Below are 19253 nucleotides of genomic sequence, written 5' to 3'. Positions count from 1 at the left end.
GTCTTACGGCGGGCCTTGGGAGGCCCCATGATGCGATTCATCTTAAGCCGACTGATCGGCGCGATACCGACGCTGATCCTGGTGTCGCTGTTCGTCTTTACCTTGCAGAAGCTGCTACCGGGCGACCCCGTGCTCGCCATGGCCGGCGAGGAGCGTGATCCGGCGGTACTGGAGTACCTGCGGGCGAAGTACCGACTGGACGATCCATTGCCGACGCAATACCTGAACTGGGTCGGCAATGCCCTGACCGGGGATCTGGGCATGTCGCTGCGCACCGAGCAGCCGGTGACCGAGTTGATCGGCTCCAAGCTACCCGTAACGTTCCAGCTTTCCCTGCTGGCAATGTGCATTGCGCTCGTGATGGGCGTACCGGCCGGGATCATCGCTGCCGTGCGCAAGGGGACGGCGGTGGACTACGCCACCAGTGTTGCCGCGCTGTCGGGCATCTCGATTCCCAATTTCTGGCTCGGTATCACGTTGATCCTGATCTTCTCGGTGAAGCTGCAATGGCTGCCGGCCTCGGGGTACGTATCGTTCACGGACGACCCTTGGCAGGCGCTGCGCACGCTGCTCCTGCCGGCGTTCGTGCTCGGCACGGCGCTGGCCGGCACGCTCATGCGGCACACCCGCAATGCGATGCTGGAAGTGCTGCGCTCGGACTACGTGCGGACCGCCAAAGCCAAGGGGTTGTATGCCCGTGTGGTCGTGCTTAAGCACGCCTTTCGCAATGCGCTAATGCCCATCGTCACCCTGACTACGCTGCTGTTCGGCGAGTTGCTCGGCGGTGCGGTGCTGACCGAACAGGTGTTCAGCATCCCGGGCTTCGGCAAGATGATCGTGGACTCGGTCTTCAACCGTGACTACGCGGTCGTGCAGGGCGTGGTGCTTTGCGTGGCGATCGGTTTCATCCTGCTCAACCTCCTGGCTGACGTGCTGTATCGCCTCATCAATCCCCGCTTGAGGACTGCGACATGAATGCTGCGCTACAGCCTTCCGTCATCGGCGTGCAGGCGCCGCGCAAGTACCGTGTACTGCAGCGCTTCTTGGCCAACAAAGGCGCGGTGATCGGCGCAATCTGCCTGCTGCTTTTCGTGGCCGTGGCTATTCTCGCTCCGTGGATTTCCCCGCACGACCCGTTGAAGGCGAACTTCCTGTCCGTGCGCAAACCGCCTTCCGCCGAATTCTGGCTCGGTACCGATGAGCTGGGCCGCGACCTGCTGTCCCGGCTTATCTGGGGGACGCGCAGTTCGCTGTTGGCGGGAGTGGTTTCGGTCAGTATCGCGATGCTGATCGGCGTGCCGCTGGGACTGCTTGCCGGGTATTTCGGCGGCTGGCTGGATGCGTTGGTGTCCCGCGTCACCGATGCGCTGCTGTCCTGCCCGTTTCTCGTGCTCGCCATTGCGCTGGGGGCCTTTCTGGGGCCAAGCCTGGGCAACGCGATGATCGCCATCGGCTTGTCGGCGATGCCAATCTTCGTGCGCCTGACACGAGGACAGGTGCTGGCCGTGCGGCACGAGGATTACCTGGAAGGCGCGCGGGCAATCGGTCTGCCGCACCGGTGGATCATCCTGCGCTATGTGCTGCCCAACGTGCAGTCACCGCTGGTGGTGCAGGCCACGTTGACCATCGCATCGGCGATTCTGGCGGAGGCCAGCCTGTCGTTTCTCGGGCTCGGGCAACAAGCCCCGCAGCCCTCCTGGGGGTCGATGCTCACCACGGCGAAGAACTTCCTCGAGCAGGCACCGTGGATGTCCATCGTGCCGGGCCTGGCCATCTACATCACCGTGCTTTCTTTCAACTTGCTGGGGGATGGGCTGCGCGATGCGCTCGACCCCAAATCCTAAAACTACGCCTGCCTTCGGGCACGGATACGAATCTTTGGATGGGCTGTAGCCCGGTCCTTCGCCAAAAAGGGGAAGTCATGTTCGACGATCTGGATTACACGCAACCGTACGCGTCGGCGCGTTCGCCGGTGATGGGGAGAAACATGGTAGCCGCTTCGCAACCGCTGGCTGCCCAGGCGGGCTTGGAAATGCTCCGGCGTGGCGGCAGCGCAGCGGATGCGGCGATCGCTGCGGCGATGGTGCTGACCGTGGTCGAGCCGACCGGTTGCGGCATCGGCAGCGATGCGTTCGCGATCATCTGGGATGGTGAACGTCTGCAAGGCCTGAATGCCTCTGGCCGGGCGCCCGAGCAGTGGACGCCCGAACATTTTTCCGGGCAAGACGCGATGCCTCAACGCGGCTGGAATGCCGTCACCGTGCCTGGCGCCGTCTCGGCCTGGGTTGCGCTGTCCGAGCGTTACGGCAAGCTGCCCTTCGAAACGCTTGCCGAGCCCGCCATACGCTATGCGCGGGATGGCTACCAGGTGACGCCGATCATTGCCCAGCAGTGGCGGCAAGGCGCGGCACTGCTCAAGGATCAACCCGGTTTCGCTGACTGCTTCCTGTTCGATGGTCAACCCCCGCGCGCTGGGCAGCACATTCAATTGCCCGATCACGCTCGGACCCTGACGGCGATCGCGCAAAGCAAGGGCCAGGCCTTCTACAAGGGGGCACTTGCCGACGCAATGGCAGCGGATGCCGCGCGCCATGGCGCGGTGTTGAGCCTTGCAGATCTTGCCGCGCACACGGTCGATTGGGTGGAGACGCTCTCCGTACCGTTTGCCGGAGCTCAAGTGCACGAGCTGCCTCCGAACGGGCAAGGCATCGCGACGTTGTCGGCTCTTGGGATACTCGAAGCCGTCGGCATTGGCGAGCATTCGGTAGACAGTCCCGAGACGCTGCATACCGTGCTCGAAGCCATGAAGCTGGGCTTGGCGGACCTGCGTCATCACATCACCGACCAAGACCATATGCGTGTACTGGCGCAGCATCTGCTGGACCCGGCGTATCTCGCCGAGCGCGCTGGGCTCATTGAAGAGACTGCGGGCGATCCCGGTCATGGCTCGCCGAAACCGGGCGGTACCGTCTACCTGTGCGCGGCGGACGCCGACGGCATGATGGTGTCGTTCATCCAGTCCAACTACATGGGGTTCGGCTCCGGCGTGGTCGTGCCAGGAACGGGCATCAGCCTGCAAAACCGTGGCGCGGGGTTTTCCCTCGATCCCGAGCATGTGAACGTGGTTGCGCCGCGAAAGCGGCCGTTCCATACGATCATTCCAGGCTTCGTGACACACATGGACGGGTCCCCACTCATGGCGTTCGGGCTCATGGGCGGCCCGATGCAGGCGCAGGGACACCTGCAGTTGATGCTGCGCATCCTGCGTTACAAGCAAAATCCGCAGGCGGCGGCGAACGCCCCACGCTGGCGCCTCGAGGGAGGCAAAACGGTGTCCGTCGAGCCGCAGTTCGACCCTGAAACGGTGGCCGCGCTCCAGGCTCTAGGCCACGACATTAAGGTGCAGGAGCTGAGTGGGATGTTCGCGTTCGGGGGCGCCCAGATTATTCAGCGCACCGCCGATGGTTACGTCGGCGGCACGGACCCACGCAAAGATGGGCTGGTGGCGGCGTTCTGACGCCGCCGGCAGGTATTGCACCGGTTTGGCTATCTAGCAGGAGCGAACCGAGACGGATGTCGTTCGCCTCACCAGGTCAGCCGTACCGTCCACAGGTCGCCATTGATGTTGGCTTGGCGATCTACCGAAAAGCCGCGATTGATCATCTCGTCCAAGGTCTGGCGCAGCTCGTCGTCGCTGACGTTTTCCTTCGAGAAGCTGTGCGTGGATGACCGTCGTCCGGCTTTGGAGAGGATGTCGATTTCCCGGCTGATGGTCGCCAGCATCTGGTCCACGCCATTGGACGCGTGCATCGCATTGTCGCGCGCTTGTTCGGCAGTGATGGTCGTTTGTTGCATGGTGGCCTCCTGTCGAAGTAGTGCCTGCGCCTGGTACGGCGCAGGCTTCTATTCGTCTGGACCGCAGGTCGGTCGGCAGGATTCCGGTGATATGCCGACCGGTTCGATTCGGAGCCGTATTCTCAGGGGACAGGATCATCCTCAGCGGGTTGCGCATCGAAGGGCGCCAGCAGCAGGCGGGTGTCGATATCGTCCACCAACTTGGCCAGTTCGTTGAAGAAATCCTGCATGTACGGCGTGAGCAGATGGTTGTCGAGATCCGCGGCGCTGCGCCAGGTTTCGTGGATGACCCAGCGGCGAGCGTTGTCAGCATCGCGCAGTACCTGAAAATCTAGGCAACCTGGGGCCTGGCGCGCCTGCTCGCGGATGAGTTCGAGGTGCGCGGCCAGCGCCCGTTCGCGGTCGGGTGTAGCCTGGATCAGCGTCAGGGTGTGAAGGGTGTTGTTCATAGCCTATGGAGCCGGGGTTGCGTGGTTCGTTCCGCGCTTAGATTTCCACTTGCGTGCCAAGCTCGATGACCCGGTTCACCGGGAGGTGGAAGAAGGCGAGGCTGCCGCCGGAATTCTTGACCAGCACAGCGAACAGCTTTTCGCGCCACAGCGCCATGCCGAGTCGCTTGGACGGGATAACCGTTTCGCGGCTGAGGAAATAGGTGGTCGTCATGGGCGCACATTCCAAACCGCGCTCCTTCAACAGCGCCAGGGACTGGGGCACGTTGGGTTCGTCCTTGAAGCCGAAGCGCAGCGTCAGACGATGGAACCCCTGGCCGAAGGTTTCCAGTTCGTAACGCTCCTCGACCGGCACTCGTGGACGGTCTGCATACTGCACCGTGAGCAGCAGCACCCGTTCATGCAGCACTTGGTTGTGCAGCAAGTTGTGGAGAAGGGCATGGGGGACGGTGTCCGCGCGGCTGTTGAGGAACACCGCCGTGCCCGAGACGCGGATGGGCGGCTGCAGCGCAATGCTTTCGATGAAGTGGCCCAACGGTAGCGCGTGCCCGTCCAGGCGCTCCAGTACCAGTTGGCGGCCGCGCTTCCAGGTCGTCATCAGCAAGAAAAGTACCGCGCCGACGATAAGGGGCACAGCGCCTCCCGCGGCGATCTTCGGTACGTTCGACGCGAAGAAAAGCAAGTCCAGCAATAGAAACAGTGAGAGCAACGGCACCGCCAGATACCAGCGCCATTTCCAATGCAACAACACGACCGAGGCGACGAGGATGGTCGTGACGAGCATCGTGCCGGTGACAGCGACCCCGTACGCTTCGGCCAATCCGCTGGACGATTGGAAGCCCACTACGAGCAACACCACGCCGACCATCAGCAATGCATTCATAACCGGAATGTAGATCTGACCACGTTCGACGTCCGAGGTATGCGTTATTTGCATTCGGGGTACGTAGCCCAGTTGGATGGCCTGTTGGGTGATCGAATAGGCACCAGTGATGACCGCCTGCGAAGCGATGATGGTGGCTAGCGTGGAAAGGCCGATCAACGGAACCAGTCCCCAGTCTGGTGCTAGCAGATAGAACGGATTGCGTGCTGCAGTCGCGTCTTGCAGCAATAGCGCGCCCTGCCCGAAGTAGTTGAGGATCAGTCCGGGGAAGGCCAGAAAAAGCCACGCATGTGTGATTGGACGGCGGCCAAAGTGCCCCATGTCCGCGTACAGCGCCTCCGCCCCCGTGATGGTCAGCACGACGGCGCCCATGACCAGCACGCCGAGCAGCGGGTGCTCCACGAAGAACAGCGCACTCCAGTAGGGGTTGAGTGCCTGCAGGACCTCCGGACGCTGGACGATCCCGTGGATGCCGAGTGCGCCTAGCGTCGTGAACCAGATGACCATGACGGGCCCGAACAGGTAGCCGATTCGGGCAGTACCGTGTCGCTGGATGGCGAACAGGCCAACCAGCAGGATCAATGATACGGGCACGACCCAATGTTCGATGGAAGGGAAGGCGACCTCGATCCCTTCCACTGCCGAGACGACCGATACGGCAGGGGTGAGCATGCTGTCGCCGTAGAACAAGGCGGCGCCGAAAAGCCCCAGGGCTACCAGCGTTGCCCGCAGGCGAGGTCTAGCACGAGCGGCGCGCTGCGCCAGCGCGGTCAGGGCCATGATGCCGCCTTCGCCGCCGTTGTCGGCGCGTAGAATCAACGCGACATACTTGATTGTCACGACGATCGTCAGGGACCAGAAAATCAGCGAAAGGATGCCAAGGACATTGTTGTGATCGATAGATACGCCGTAGTGCGGTGAGAAGATTTCCTTGAGGCTATACAAAGGGCTGGTACCGATATCGCCATAGACGACGCCGGCCGCGGCGAGCACAAGCGCGAAATGGGACTGCGGTTTACCAGCGGCAGACGAGGCACTCACCTGGAATCTCCTTTCAAAAACGATAGGGCCGCCCAACAGCGTTGCCCGATGCGGATGCAGATATATCGAATTTCAGCTAATTCCAGGTGCTGGAGAGGTCAGCTTTTACGGCTTCTTTACGGCGTTTCGTCCGCGCTCATCACTTTTTTACGGCAAAGTGATGAGCGTCTAACGGCAGCAGGAGTGGGTACATGCGGCAGGAGCACGGTGCGGAACGGTCGTCGGTTCAGCCGGGTGATGACGTAATCAGCACGAAGCGGAATTACGCGATGGCGGCTGCCGCCGCGGGTGTCGCTGCGCTCATTGCGCTCGTGGTGTCGCGCTTTCTCGACCTGCCCAATATCTCGCTAGTTTTTCTGGTTGCGGTCCTGTTGGTCGCGATTCGCAGCAGCAAGGGACCAGCGTTGCTCTGTGCTGGCCTCTCGTTCGTCATCTACGGTTTTCAATTCCTGCCGCCGCATGGGTCCGTGTTCATTCACCGCGAGCAGGATCTCCTGACGCTACTGTTTTTCCTGTTGGTTGCCGTCCTGACGGGCGATTTAGCCGCACGGCACAAGCGTCAGTACGTGCAATTACAGGCCGCACAACGAGAAACCCAGGCGTTGTTGAGGTTTTCTGAAAGGCTGGCTTCAGCAACGGATCTCGCTACGTTGCTGCAGTTGCTCGGTCAACGATTGGGGCCGGAGGGCGTGGCGCTGCGGCTTGTGCGCGTGGAGGCCGGGACCGTGCAGGCCTTGGCTGGAAATGTCGATGCGCTTACCGAGCTCGAACGTATCACGGCCTGCTGGGCGTGGACGCATGGCAAACCAGGCGGGTACGACAGCCATAACCTGCCGCATCCTCATTGGTGGTGGTGGCCGGTGTCATCCTCGGAGGAACCGCTCGCTTTGCTCGGCGTGCGCAGCCTTTCCGCCGCGCGTCTCGATGACCGCCTGCGCTGTGTCGTCGAATCTTCGTTGCACACGTTCTCATTGGCAGTCGCCCGCATTCAGCTGACGCAGGCGCTGGCTGACGAGCGCATCCGGGCGGCGGCAGAACAGCTGCGGAGCGCTTTGTTGGCCAGTGTATCCCATGATTTACGGACGCCATTAACCGTTCTGCGGGGGGCGATCGATACCCTGGCTTTGCTGGACGAGCGCCTTCCGTCGTCGGAACGGCAAGAGCTGTTGAGGGATACCCGGCTGGAAACCGAGCGGCTCGATCGTTACATCCAGAACCTGCTCGACATGACCCGTCTCGGCCAGGGAGCACTGCATCTCGAACGTGACTGGGTCACACCCAGTGATTTACTGGCAGCCGCTTTGCAGCGGCTAACCCCCCTGTTGGGCTCGTTACAGTTGAAAACCGAAGTGCCTGTCGCGTTGCCTTTGGTTTACGTCCAGGCGGCCCTTATCGAGCAGGCGTTGGTCAATGTGATCGAAAACGCCATTCGTTTTTCCCCCGTGAACGGCACCATCGAGGCGCGGATTTTCGTGGCGGAAGACGAGGTAGGATTCGCCATTTGCGACCAGGGGCCGGGTATTCCGGAAGCGGATCAAGACAGGATTTTCGACATGTTCTATACCGCCGCCCGCGGTGACCGAGGCGGACAAGGTACAGGTCTGGGGCTTTCGATCTGCAAGGGTATGGTCGTGGCGCATGGCGGCCAGGTGAGCGTGATGCCTGCGTCGGGGCAGGGGACGTGCATCACCTTGCATCTTCCGGTTGATGAGCAGCCTGTGGGGGAAAGTGAAGAAGGGAGCACCGGCTGTGAGTGACGTTAAACGCATTCTTGTGATCGACGATGAAGCGGCGATCCGTAAGTTTTTGCGCATCAGCCTTGCCTCTCAGAATTACCAGGTTATCGAAGCGGAATCGGGGGAAGGGGGGCTGGAGCAGGCAGCATTGAACGGGCCAGATCTCGTGATTCTCGATATCGGTCTGCCGGACCAGGATGGGCATGCTGTGCTCACGCGTTTGCGGGAGTGGTCGCCAGTGCCGGTGTTGATGCTATCCGTGCGCGCAGGAGAGGGCGAGAAGGTAAGAGCGCTCGATGCGGGCGCCAATGACTATGTCACCAAGCCGTTCGGCGTTCAGGAGCTACTCGCGCGAGTGAGGGCGTTGCTGAGAGCGTCACCGGCGCCCAATGCAGCGCTGTCGGCTGTAGAAGTCGATGGGCTACGGGTCGACCTTGCCTATCGGCAGGTTACGTTGAATGAAATGCCCATCGCGCTCACCCGCAAGGAATACGCCGTACTGGCCATGCTTGCGGCGCATGCCGGCCGACTCGTGACGCAGCAGCAACTGCTTCGCGAGGTATGGGGCCCGACGCATGTGGAACATACGCATTACCTGCGAATCGTCGTCGGAAGGCTACGACAGAAGCTTGGCGATGACCCGGCGGCACCTGCGTTGATCATGACTGAGGTGGGGGTGGGGTATCGGCTGAAGGCGCCTTTGGCTTGATGCACTTTGGCACCCGCGGGCCGGGCTGCGGCCAGTCATACCCGCGATGGAGTTAAGCAGGTGAAATCGGGTTGATATAAAGCTCGCTCCCATAGGGGGCTGTGCGAAACATGCGTGCTTGCTTGCGTATGCCGCTCCTACAACAGGGGAACAGGCTTCTTGCCCAATAAAAAACGGCCCCGGAGGGCCGTTTTACTACACACGCCAGAGGGCCTATTTCAGCCATTCTTCGACGCGTTCGGGATTCTTGGCGATCCAGTCCTTTGCGGCCTGCTCAGGTTGAGCACCTTCGTTGATGGCCAGCATCACGGCGCCGATCTCTTCGGATTTCCACTGGAATTTCTTTAGGAAAGCCGCGACTTCCGGGGCCTTCTTCGCGAGCGCCGGATTGGCGATCGTATCGACCCGCTCGGCATCACCGAAGACCTTTTTCGGGTCATCCAGGAAGCGAAGGTCCCATTTGGCAAACTTCCAGTGCGGAATCCATCCGGTGACAACGATTGGCTTCTTGGCGCTGATGGCGCGCGAGAGCGCGACGGTCATTGCGGGGCCTGAACTCGGCATCAGCTTGAGGTCGAGGTCGTATTCCTTTAGGGCGTCTTCGGTGCGGCGCATGATGCCGGCTCCGGCGTCGATGCCGGTGATCTGCCCGTTGAGTTCGGATTTGTATTTGTTCAGATCTTCGATCGATTTCGCTTCAAAGTACTCCGGTACGACCAGGCCGATTTTGGCGCCATCGTAGTTCGTGCCGAGGGTCTCGATGCTGTCCTTGAAGCGCTTGTAGTACTCGCCGTGCGTCGCAGGCAGCCAGGCAGTGAGGGCCACGTCGAGGTCGCCGCGGGCGACACCCTGCCACATGATGGCAGCTTCCACGGGTTGCATTTTGACTGGGTAACCCAGTCGTTCCTGAATGACTTGTGCCGCCACGTTGCTCGTCGCGACACTGTCGTCCCAGCCGCTGTTGAAACCGATGCGGACTTCTGGCTTATCCGCGGCGTGCGCCGCTGAAAGGCCAAGGGCTAACGCCGCTGCGCTGGCGTATTTCATGAGAGGGGAGATCAGGTTCATAAGATCACACGTCCTTTTTGTCATTGCGGGAGGGGTGGTGCTTGTCTGAACCGACTCGAAGAGCCGACAAAAACACAAAAAGGGCGCCTCTTCCCGGTGGCTTTCATAGCCGAAGGGGCGCCCTTTGGGTATCACATGGTGTGAGTGGTTACTTCAGCCACTCTTCGACGCGCTCTGGATTCTTGGCAATCCAGTCCTTGGCAGCCTGCTCAGGCTGTGCGCCTTCGGTGATGGCGAGCATGACCGAGCCGATCTCTTCCGCGTTCCAGCTGAACTTCTTCAGGAAGGCGGCCACTTCTGGAGCCTTCTTGTTCAAGCCAGGGTTGGCAACACTGTCGACGTGCTCGGCGTCGCCGAAGACGTTCTTCGGGTCTTCTAGGAAACGCAGATTCCACTTGGCGAACATCCAGTGAGGAATCCAGCTCGTGACCACGATCGGCTTTTCAGCATTGATCGCACGCGTCAGCGCAACGGTCATGGCCGGGCCGGAGCTCGGCATCAGGCGTAGATTGAGATCGTATTGCTTGATCGCGTCTTCCGCGCGGCGCATCACGCCGGCGCCAGCGTCGATGCCGGTGATCTGGCCGCCAAATTCAGAGCTGTATTCATTCAGCTCATCAATGCTCTTGGCTTTGACGTACCCGGGAACCACTAGGCCGATCTTAGCGCCGTCGTAGTTGGTTCCCAGCACCTCGACCTTGTCCTTGAGACGCGCATAGTATTCACCGTGAGTCGCCGGCAACCAGGCGGACAAGGTGGCATCCAGGTCGCCGCGGGAGACGCCTTGCCACATGATGGCGGCTTCGACGGGTTGCAGCTTGACGGGGTAGCCGAGCTTCTCCTGGATGATCTGGGCCGCGACGTTGGTGGTTGCCACGCTGTCATCCCAGCCATTGACGAAGCCGATTTTCAGTTCCGGTTTGTCCGCGGCCATGCTTGCAGACATGCCCAGGGCAAAGGTCGCAGCACCGAGGCAAGTGAAGAATTGCTTGAATAGGCTCATGCGTATCGCTCCATGTAGGTGTGTTCCTTGCGGCTGAATTGCGCCCAGCTCTCTAGGAAGAAAAGCCGGATCCGGCCGCTATGCTTATCTCCTGAAGAGGCCCGAAGCCCGCGCGTACGGGCTTCGGCAGAAGGGATGGTTCAGAGGCCGACGAACTTCTTGACGGCAGCTGCGCCGTCTTGCCCATCGAAGGTAGTGACGCCGTCCAACCAATGGTCCAGCACGGCAGGGTTTTGCTTGATGTAGGCCTTGGCGACGGTGACGGGGTCCTTCTTGTCGAGGACGCTCTCCATCAGCTGGCTTTCCATTTCGACGTTGAACTGCAGGTTGTTTAGCAGTTTGCCGACGTTGGCGCAGGTGGACTCGTAGTCCTTGTGGATGACGGTGTAGACCTTGGCTGCGCCGTAGTCTGGGCCAAACACATCATCGCCACCGGAAAGGTAGGTCATGTCCATCTGGGTGTTCATCGGGTGAGGAGCCCAGCCTAGAAACACGACGGGCTCTTTCTTACGTACGGCGCGTTGAACCTGGACGAGCATGCCGGCTTCGCTGGACTCGACCATCTTGAAGTCGCCAAGGCCGAACTGGTCTTCCTTGATCATGCCTTCAATCAGCAAGTTACCATCGTTACCGGGTTCGATACCGTAGATCTTGCCGCCAAGCTGATCCTTGAATTTAGCGATGTCCTGAAACGTCTTCAGGCCCTGCTCAGCGGCATACGTTGGTACGGCTAGGGTGTACTTGGCGCCCTCGAGGTTGGCTTTTTCGAGCACCTTGACCGCGCCATCCTTGGTGAACGGCTCGATCACCGTGTCCATCGAGGGCGACCAGTAGCCCAGGAATACATTGATCTGCTTGCTTTTCACGCCCGTGAAGGCGATGGGCACGGACACCATGGTCTTGCTCGGCTTGTAGCCCAGGCCTTCGGTCAGGGCCATTGCCACGCCTGTGGTGGCGGCAATGTCCGCCCAGCCGATCTCGGCAAAGCTTACCTTCTGGCACGATGCAGGCTCTTGCGCCCACGCGCCGTTGGCCAGTGCAGAGCACATCAACGTCGTGCCGGCCAATGTCTTCAGGTACTTCATCGATTCGCTTCCTTGAACGGCTGAATTATTGTGCGGGCGGAGTCGGTACGGCGTTCTGTTCGCGCTTGCTACCGAAGAGTGCGGCAAGGCGTGCGAAACCGGAGGTTTTCTGAGGCGTACCGAAGCTTTCGGTGATGCGGTCGAGGATGATGGCCAGCAGTACCACGGCCATGCCGCTCTCGAAGCCCAGGCCGATGTCCAGTCGCTGAATGCTGGCCAGAACGTCGTTACCCAGTCCGCCAGCGCCGACCATGGAAGCGATGATCACCATCGAAAGCGCCATCATGATGGTCTGATTTACGCCGGCCATGATTGACGGCATTGCATTGGGCAACTGCACCTTGAACAACAGCTGGCGGCTGTTACAGCCAAAGGATTCGCCAGCTTCGACGATCTCTTTGTTTACCTGGCGGATGCCGAGCGTGGTAAGGCGCACCGCAGGTGGCATGGCGAAGATGACGGTGGCGAAGATGCCAGGCACGCGACCCAGGCCAAAGAGCATCGCAGCCGGAATCAAATAGACGAAGGCGGGCATCGTCTGCATGAAGTCGAGGATCGGACGGATCACGTAGGACACGCGATCACTGCGCGCGCCCCAGATCCCTAGCGGGATGCCGATCGCAAGGCTGATCAGCGTCGCGGAGAAGGTGAGCCCGAGGGTGACCACCGTTTGATCCCAGAATCCGCTCAGAACGATCAGGATGAACGCCACTGCGGTGAAGATTGCGAACTTGATACCGAGCCGCCAGAGGCCCAGCGCGACGAAGATGGCGATCAGCAGCCATGCCGGTGGCCACATGAGCAGCGATTCGACAGCCTCCGACAGGTAGGCGACACCGTTACCGATGCTCTCGAATACGCCACTGTAGTTGTCCAGCAGGTACTGGACCGCGTCATTGACCCAGCTACCCAGGTCGATTCTTTTTTCGTTCATATCATTCTCCCTGCAGTCGGCTCAGTAGGCGGCCCTTGCTGATGGCGCCGGCGTATTGGCCCTGTTCGTCGACCACCGGGATGGGGCCTTCGTTATCCACGAGTCGGTTGATGACCTGATCCAGCGGGGCATCCTCTTGAACCGGATCGATCTGCTTGAGGACCTGCGGGGTCAACTCGCAGTTCTCACCGTTCTCGACCATGAGCGCGATCTTCTCCAGGCTGATGGAGCCTTGGAACTTATTGTCTTCATCGACGATGAACGCGTAGTGCTTGTCCTGCTCTTGCAGTTCCTTGCATACGGTCTGGGCATCCGGAGCGCTGCCGTTGTGAACATAGAGCGGAACGCTATCGGCCTTGAGTTGGCCCGCGGTGAGGTAGCGGCTGGTGTCGACGGTGTCGAAGAAGTTGCGGACGTAGTCGTTGGCGGGGTTATCGATCAGCTCCTGCGGTGTGCCAACCTGGATCAGCTTGCCGCCTTCCATGATGCCGATGCGGGTGCCGATACGCATCGCTTCTTCGATGTCGTGGGAGACGAAGATGATGGTACGGCGAGACTTCGTTTGCAGGTCCAGCAGCACATCCTGCATCTCGCGGCGCTTGAGCGGATCGAGTGCGGAGAACGCTTCGTCCATGATGATCATGGATGGGTCCACCGCCAGCGCACGGGCGAGGCCGACACGCTGCTGCATGCCACCGGAGAGCTCTCGGGGGTATTTATCGGCAAAGGTGTCGAGCCCGACCTGTTTGAGGACTTCCATGGCCCGCGCTTCGCGGTCCTTCTTGCTCTTGCCGGCGACTTCCAGGCCAAACGCTGCGTTGTCGAGCACCGTACGGGAGGGCATCAAGGCGAAGGATTGAAACACCATGCTCATGTCGCGACGACGCAGGTCGATGAGTTGGTCTTTAGGAAGTTTCGCGACGTTCTGGCCGTCGATGAAGACATCGCCTGCGGTGGGTTCGACCAGACGATTGATGAGGCGGATCAGCGTGGATTTGCCAGAGCCGGACAGGCCCATCAGAACGAATATCTCGCCTTCCTGAACGCTGAAGGACACATCGCTCACGCCGACGATGGCGCCTTTTTCCGCAAGTACTTCATCCTTGGACTTGCCCTGTTTGACCATTTCGAGCGCTTGCTCTGGGTGCTCTCCGAAAACCTTGTACAGGTTTTGCACCACGATCTTTCCAGACTGCATTGGGACGGTTCCCCTTCGTAGACGTCAGGCCAGGTGTGGGCATCCAGATGGATGACATGCCACGAACCCTATGAGGCCTTCGGTGCTTTCGCCGTTATTGATTGCCACGCTGCAGACGATGCGGCCTTGCGGTCGGGGGGAACGAAGTCCGATGGACAGTCCAAAAGCGGGACACTGTCCTCCCTGTCGACATGGCCAACATGCGTTCACATGGCGTTCTTCTTATGCAAACCGCTGTTAAGTCCTCTGGCAGTGCAAGAGCCCTTTCTTTAGGAGCCTTTCTGCTTCAGGCGGAAGCATCGATGCGTCCGAACATTATTCTTATGAGGTACTCCCCAACACGGGAAGCAGCCTGCTTATAGTTTATCGGTGCGGGGCGGGGACCCCGGTGTCAGCTCGGATGTCTGACAGCGACCAATCGGCTGACTTAACGATATAGGCTTGGCGGCTCGGTAATTGTCGGTTTACGACCCACACGTGTTGGGTGACGACATCAAATCGAGCCTTACGCGTTAGCGTCGTTTTTAGGCGCCAAATTGCGCCAAATATCCTATTTCTGTTGACTAAATTACGCGTTCCACTCGTTCAACGCGGAGCGCACTTTACCAGAAATGGACCCGATCTTGGACCGTGGACGATGGTAAGGGTTCAGGATTGGCATGCCATGAGACGGCCTTAGCCTAGTGCTGACGCGGGATTGCACGGAATGAAAAAAATTGAGTTTTTCTCGGTTTTCTCCTGTTTTGTGCGCCGAATTCGCCTTTTTATGCTTGATTTTCTTCATCGAAATCAGACTTTTTCTGATCGCTGCTGGGTTATCGTGGTTGCCCAACGTTGGTAGCCGCTCATTGCACCGGTGACACGGCGTATTTGGGCATGAGCAAGTCGGAACGAAACCCCCGGATCGGAAGCCTTGGGCCGATGATGTGCCTAGTAGTCGGCCTTGCGTGGCCGAGGAGAGCGATATGGCAATTAGTGTTTTCGATCTGTTCAAAATCGGGATCGGTCCGTCGAGCTCACACACGGTGGGTCCGATGCGTGCGGCGGCGCTCTTTGCCGGCGCTTTGCGCGAACGCAGACTGCTTTCACGAACGACGCGCGTCGAGGTGCGTCTCTACGGCTCGTTGTCAGCCACGGGTGTCGGGCATGGTACTGACCGTGCGGTTGTGATGGGGCTGATGGGCGAGTGGCCGGATCGGATCGATCCTTCGACAATCACGCCGCGAATCGAGGCGGTACTTGCCGACCAGGTATTGCCGCTGGGCGGAGGGGATTCGATCGAGTTCGTTTGGGCGCGCGACATGCTGCTGCTCGATGAGAACCTTCCGTATCACCCGAATGCGATGACGTTGACGGCCTTCGAAGGCGCATCGTCCTTGTATCGCGATACGTTCTATTCCGTCGGCGGCGGGTTCGTCGTAGATGAAGAACAAGCGGCGAGCGGCCGACTCGATGCCGATACCACGGTCCTGCCTTATGACTTCAATTCGGCCGCCGAGCTTTTGCAGCTCTGCCGCACACATCAGTTGAGCGTGCCCGAATTGATGTTGGCCAATGAGCGTATCTGGCGAACCGATGCGGATATCCGCTCAGGCCTACTCGCCATCTGGCAAGCGATGCGAGACTGCGTCCATAACGGGCTGCGCCATGAGGGCATTCTTCCCGGTGGGTTGAACGTTCGGCGTCGCGCTGCCCGTCTGCATCAAAGCCTGCAGGAGATTGGCCGACCCAATGTCATCGGCTCGACCCTGAGCGCGATGGAGTGGGTGAACTTGTTCGCGCTAGCCGTCAACGAAGAAAACGCCGCAGGCGGACGCATGGTGACCGCGCCCACCAATGGCGCTGCGGGTATCGTCCCCGCGGTGCTGCACTACTACATGAAGTTCAACCCTGACGCGAGCGAGGACGATGTAGTGACGTTTTTCCTCGGAGCTGCGGCGGTCGGCATCCTGTGCAAGAAGAACGCGTCGATCTCCGGTGCCGAAGTTGGCTGCCAGGGCGAGGTCGGGTCGGCCTGCGCCATGGCCGCGGGCGGGCTGGCGGCCGTGCTTGGCGCGACGCCAGAGCAATGGGAAAACGCCGCTGAGATCGGTCTGGAACATAACCTCGGGCTGACCTGCGACCCGGTCGGCGGTTTGGTTCAGGTGCCTTGCATCGAGCGGAACGCCATCGCCTCGGTCAAGGCGATCAACGCGGCCCAGATGGCGCTTCGAGGTGATGGAGAACACTTCATTTCGCTCGACCGGGTGATCCGCACGATGCGCGACACCGGCGCCGACATGCATGACAAATACAAGGAAACTTCTCGTGGCGGGCTTGCGGTCAACACGATCGAGTGTTGAGTCGGCTGCTCTGGGCGTTAGCCAGGCGTCACCTTAGTGGAGTCGAAACTACATCGCGGGCATGGCCCGCTCCCGCGAAGAGCAAGGTGAGCTTCAAAAGCGGGAGGTTCCCCATTTTCCTACGCCGTTCCAGGCAGCTTTGCAGGGTGGGTAACCCTGCGTAATCAGTCCGGCCTACCTCTTTTCCGTGGGAGCGGGCCATGCCCGCGATGGAGTTACGCGATGCTTAGGGCATGGCCCGCTCCCACAGAGCCTGGGGAACCTCCAGTCGGATAACACCGGGCCTGCGATGCGATTCAGTGCAGGCTGCTTATTTTTGGTGCGTTGCGTTGTATTGAAAAGGTGTTACAGGCCAGACCCGCTGCTACCGTACACCCCACATTTCACAGGTTCTTTCACTGGCTCGCTACGCGATTCGCGCGGCTGAACCGCTGAAACCCCGCGATCTAGAGGGGTTCTTTTTTTTATTGAACGATCGTTCAATGCCGGCACGACCTTTGCTCCTTTTCTTCTCACAATCGGAAGCCAAGACTTCCGGCATCAAGACATGCCTCGACCAAGGCAGCCTGCGCGTGAGGAGAAACCATGACGAACTCCAGCGAGACCCCGATCAAGGGAGCGGCAGTCAAATCCATCGGTTTTTTACTGCTGGATAATTTCACGCTGATGTCTCTGGCATCGGCGGTCGAACCGCTGCGTATGGCAAACCAATTGTCAGGGCGTGAACTGTTCCGCTGGGTCACGCTCAGCCCGGACGGTCGCCCCGTGAAAGCCAGTGATGGCCTGCAAATTACCCCGGACGTGAAGTTCGCTGATGCGCCTACGCTGGATATCGTGCTCGTCTGTGGCGGAGTGGGCATCCAGAACGCGGTCAGCCGCGAGCATACGTCGTGGCTGCAGTTGCAGGCCCGCCATGGTCGGCGGATCGGTGCCGTTTGCACCGGAAGCTGGGCGCTGGCGAAGGCTGGGCTGCTCGACGGCTACGATTGCAGTGTCCATTGGGAATGCCTGGCGGCAATGCAGGAGGCGTTCCCTCGTGTGGCGATGACGACCCGTTTATTCTCCATCGACCGTAACCGCTATACCTGCTCCGGCGGCACGGCGCCGATGGACATGATGCTGCACTTGATCGCCCGCGATCATGGACACGAGCTGTCTGCGGCCATTTCCGAAATGTTCGTCTACGAACGCATTCGTAACGAGCAGGATCACCAGCGCGTGCCGCTCAAACACATGCTGGGCACCAATCAGCCGAAGTTGCAGGAAATCGTCGCCTTGATGGAGGCCAATCTCGAAGAGCCTATCGATCTGGATGAGCTCGCGACCTACGTCGATGTATCAAGGCGGCAGCTGGAGCGCTTGTTCCAGAAGTACCTGCATTGTTCGCCTTCGCGTTACTACCTCAAGCTGCGCCTGATCCGTGCGCGGCAACTGCTCAAGCAAACGTCGATGTCGATCATCGAGGTCGCCTCGGTATGCGGCTTCGTGTCGACGCCGCATTTCTCCAAGTGCTACCGCGAATTCTTCGGCGTGCCTCCGCGAGACGAGCGGGCGGGGCAGCACGTGAACAACGTCGTGGCGTTGATTCCAGCTTCACCTGATACGGATCACCGCTCGTCCGCACGGCTTGCGCTCGATAGCGCCCAGGGCGAGTCGACGTTTGCGAGTGTGCGGTTGTAGTCAGGTCTTAGTGTGTTTGCTTAAGAGCGATCGCCCATAAATGGGCTCCTACCTGGGCTCATTGTAGGAGCCCATTTATGGGCGATCGCTCTTCGAAATGTTGGGGGGCTTACCGCGCTGTCAACAACGCCGGCAACAAATCCCGATTGATCGCTTCCCGCACGGCCGGCAGCAATGTGGCCGATCCAGAAAGTAGGTCTTCGATCATCTTGCGCAGAACCCGAGCCCGATCGGCGCACATGCCGGTCGCCACGCGCTGGCAAGCGTCCTCAGCGGAGATGCCTGGAGGCAGCTCGAAGCCGAGGCTTACCAGGCGGTCGCGGAAATCATCCTGGTCGATCAAGTCAGCAATCATCATTGTTTTGTCTCCCCTTCGATCGGTTCGGTGATCAGCGGATCACGCCTTCATCGTGTAGCAGTTTGAAGATAGCCTCGGCGCCGTCTCTAGGCGATACGCCTGCAAGCACCTGGCCGCCGCCGCCCGACGCTTTTGCCGTCGCCGCTTTCATTCGCTCCGCGCCGGTCTTGGCCTTGATGACCTTGAGACGTTTAGGGCGGGGTCGCGCAGGCTGCCATTGTGCGGTCGCGTAGAGCGGGTCATCCACCAGCTCCACTTCTTCGCGGGTCAACATGCCGCGACGAGCCGGACCGAATGCGCTCTGCCGGGGGGCGGGCGCCGCCTGGTCGACGCTGGCAACGAAGGGCAAACGCACTTTGAGGCGGCGACGCTGGCCGCGGGGCAAGGCTTGCAGCACCTGCGCGCTGCCGTTTTCGATGTGTTCGATTTCTGCCAAACCTGCGATGAGCGGCCATCCGAGGCGCTCGGCCAGCAGATAAGGCAGCATGCCCGAGCCTTCGCCCGTTTCGGCTTGCCCGCCCGTCAGCACCAGATGCGCGTTGGCCATTTGCAGATGCTCGGCCAATGCGGGTAATGCATCGGTTTCGTGGGTTTGCTCCAATACCGTCAGCGCTGAGAGGCCCATGCCCAGATAGGCGCGCAGCGCATCCTCTTGAGGATCGCCTGCATGCACCACGTCGAGCTTGACGTGCTTGAGGCCGAGGCCGAGCTCGACCGCCCGGGCGTCTTGCTCGGCACGCCGGGGTCTGCCTGACGCAGGGTGGGCGCCAATGGAGACGAGCGCGACTACATTCAGTTCAGCCATGGTTCATTCTCCAGCCTCTGGTGCGCTGATCGCTCATGAATGGGCTCCTTCACAAAAGCCATGTTTCTCGTAAGAGCCCATTCATGGGCGATCGCTTTTGGTATCTG

The 19253-nt window shown here is 60.3% G+C and carries 17 protein-coding genes; 7 read left to right on the top strand and 10 right to left on the bottom strand.

Translation table 11 applies throughout. The features are described from left to right. Window positions 1–27 precede the first annotated feature (27 nt). The 3 genes from IEY47_RS03275 to IEY47_RS03265 all read left to right on the top strand — a co-directional run bounded on the left by IEY47_RS03275 (window position 28) and on the right by IEY47_RS03265 (window position 3517). Window positions 28–975, top strand: coding sequence for an ABC transporter permease (locus tag IEY47_RS03275; protein ID WP_188981696.1), 948 nt, complete (start codon window positions 28–30; stop codon window positions 973–975). Further along, a complete protein-coding gene (locus IEY47_RS03270) occupies window positions 972–1844 on the top strand; it encodes an ABC transporter permease (protein ID WP_188981695.1) in 873 nt (290 codons plus the stop codon). Before IEY47_RS03275 ends, IEY47_RS03270 begins: the two co-directional genes overlap by 4 nt. A 77-nt stretch (window positions 1845–1921) precedes the next feature. Continuing rightward, window positions 1922–3517 carry a gamma-glutamyltransferase family protein gene (locus IEY47_RS03265; RefSeq protein WP_188981694.1) on the top strand — a complete coding sequence of 532 codons (1596 nt, stop codon included), beginning with the start codon at window positions 1922–1924 and terminating at the stop codon, window positions 3515–3517. 68 nt (window positions 3518–3585) lie between these two features. Here IEY47_RS03265 and IEY47_RS03260 read toward each other — a convergent pair whose 3' ends face one another. From IEY47_RS03260 to IEY47_RS03250, 3 genes are all read right to left on the bottom strand, one after another. Then, a complete protein-coding gene (locus IEY47_RS03260; protein ID WP_188981693.1) occupies window positions 3586–3855 on the bottom strand; it encodes a hypothetical protein in 270 nt (89 codons plus the stop codon). 122 nt (window positions 3856–3977) lie between these two features. Beyond that, entirely contained in the window at window positions 3978–4304 is a 327-nt protein-coding gene (locus IEY47_RS03255; RefSeq protein WP_188981692.1) for a putative quinol monooxygenase, read from the bottom strand. 37 nt (window positions 4305–4341) lie between these two features. Beyond that, the gene (locus tag IEY47_RS03250) at window positions 4342–6228 is read right to left on the bottom strand and encodes a potassium transporter Kup (RefSeq protein WP_188981691.1); all 1887 of its coding nucleotides are present in this window, start codon (window positions 6226–6228) and stop codon (window positions 4342–4344) included. A 191-nt stretch (window positions 6229–6419) separates the two neighbouring features. Between IEY47_RS03250 and IEY47_RS03245 the strand changes: the two genes are divergently transcribed. Next, window positions 6420–7985 (top strand): sensor histidine kinase, encoded by a 1566-nt coding sequence (locus tag IEY47_RS03245; RefSeq protein ID WP_188981690.1) that lies wholly within the window; start codon window positions 6420–6422, stop codon window positions 7983–7985. After that, the gene (locus tag IEY47_RS03240) at window positions 7978–8673 is read left to right on the top strand and encodes a response regulator (protein WP_229779138.1); all 696 of its coding nucleotides are present in this window, start codon (window positions 7978–7980) and stop codon (window positions 8671–8673) included. The genes IEY47_RS03245 and IEY47_RS03240 overlap by 8 nt, the downstream gene beginning before the upstream one ends. Before the next feature lie 213 nt (window positions 8674–8886). On the opposite strand, the gene IEY47_RS03235 is transcribed toward IEY47_RS03240, so the two are convergent. The 5 genes from IEY47_RS03235 to IEY47_RS03215 form a co-directional block, all read right to left on the bottom strand. Next, window positions 8887–9741: a glycine betaine ABC transporter substrate-binding protein gene (locus IEY47_RS03235; protein ID WP_229779137.1), complete on the bottom strand. Its 855-nt coding sequence runs from the start codon at window positions 9739–9741 to the stop codon at window positions 8887–8889. Window positions 9742–9889: 148 nt separating this feature from the next. Continuing rightward, window positions 9890–10744, bottom strand: a complete 855-nt coding sequence (locus IEY47_RS03230) for a glycine betaine ABC transporter substrate-binding protein (RefSeq protein ID WP_188981688.1) — start codon at window positions 10742–10744, stop codon at window positions 9890–9892. 140 nt (window positions 10745–10884) lie between these two features. Then, complete coding sequence (locus tag IEY47_RS03225) at window positions 10885–11829, bottom strand: choline ABC transporter substrate-binding protein (protein WP_188981687.1); 945 nt, start codon at window positions 11827–11829, stop codon at window positions 10885–10887. A 25-nt stretch (window positions 11830–11854) separates the two neighbouring features. Next, entirely contained in the window at window positions 11855–12763 is a 909-nt protein-coding gene (locus tag IEY47_RS03220; RefSeq protein ID WP_188981686.1) for an ABC transporter permease, read from the bottom strand. Between the two features lies 1 nt (window position 12764). Continuing rightward, window positions 12765–13961, bottom strand: coding sequence for a quaternary amine ABC transporter ATP-binding protein (locus IEY47_RS03215; RefSeq protein ID WP_188981685.1), 1197 nt, complete (start codon window positions 13959–13961; stop codon window positions 12765–12767). 965 nt (window positions 13962–14926) lie between these two features. Here IEY47_RS03215 and IEY47_RS03210 point away from each other — a divergent pair. After that, on the top strand, window positions 14927–16303 hold the full coding sequence (locus IEY47_RS03210; RefSeq protein ID WP_188981684.1) for an L-serine ammonia-lyase: 1377 nt from the start codon (window positions 14927–14929) through the stop codon (window positions 16301–16303). Window positions 16304–16888: 585 nt separating this feature from the next. Then, window positions 16889–17983 (top strand): choline metabolism transcriptional regulator GbdR, encoded by a 1095-nt coding sequence (gbdR, locus tag IEY47_RS03205; protein WP_188981683.1) that lies wholly within the window; start codon window positions 16889–16891, stop codon window positions 17981–17983. Between the two features lie 109 nt (window positions 17984–18092). On the opposite strand, the gene IEY47_RS03200 is transcribed toward gbdR, so the two are convergent. Further along, complete coding sequence (locus tag IEY47_RS03200) at window positions 18093–18341, bottom strand: hypothetical protein (protein ID WP_188981682.1); 249 nt, start codon at window positions 18339–18341, stop codon at window positions 18093–18095. Between the two features lie 31 nt (window positions 18342–18372). Beyond that, complete coding sequence (gene etfB, locus IEY47_RS03195; protein ID WP_188981681.1) at window positions 18373–19146, bottom strand: electron transfer flavoprotein subunit beta; 774 nt, start codon at window positions 19144–19146, stop codon at window positions 18373–18375. Window positions 19147–19253: the final 107 nt, after the last annotated feature.

This window comes from Pseudomonas matsuisoli, from assembly GCF_014647635.1.
GTDB classification, from domain to species: Bacteria; Pseudomonadota; Gammaproteobacteria; order Pseudomonadales; family Pseudomonadaceae; genus Pseudomonas_P; species Pseudomonas_P matsuisoli.
The sequence above is the reverse complement of the archived record's forward strand: the minus strand, read 5'-3'. Positions and strand labels throughout refer to the sequence as shown.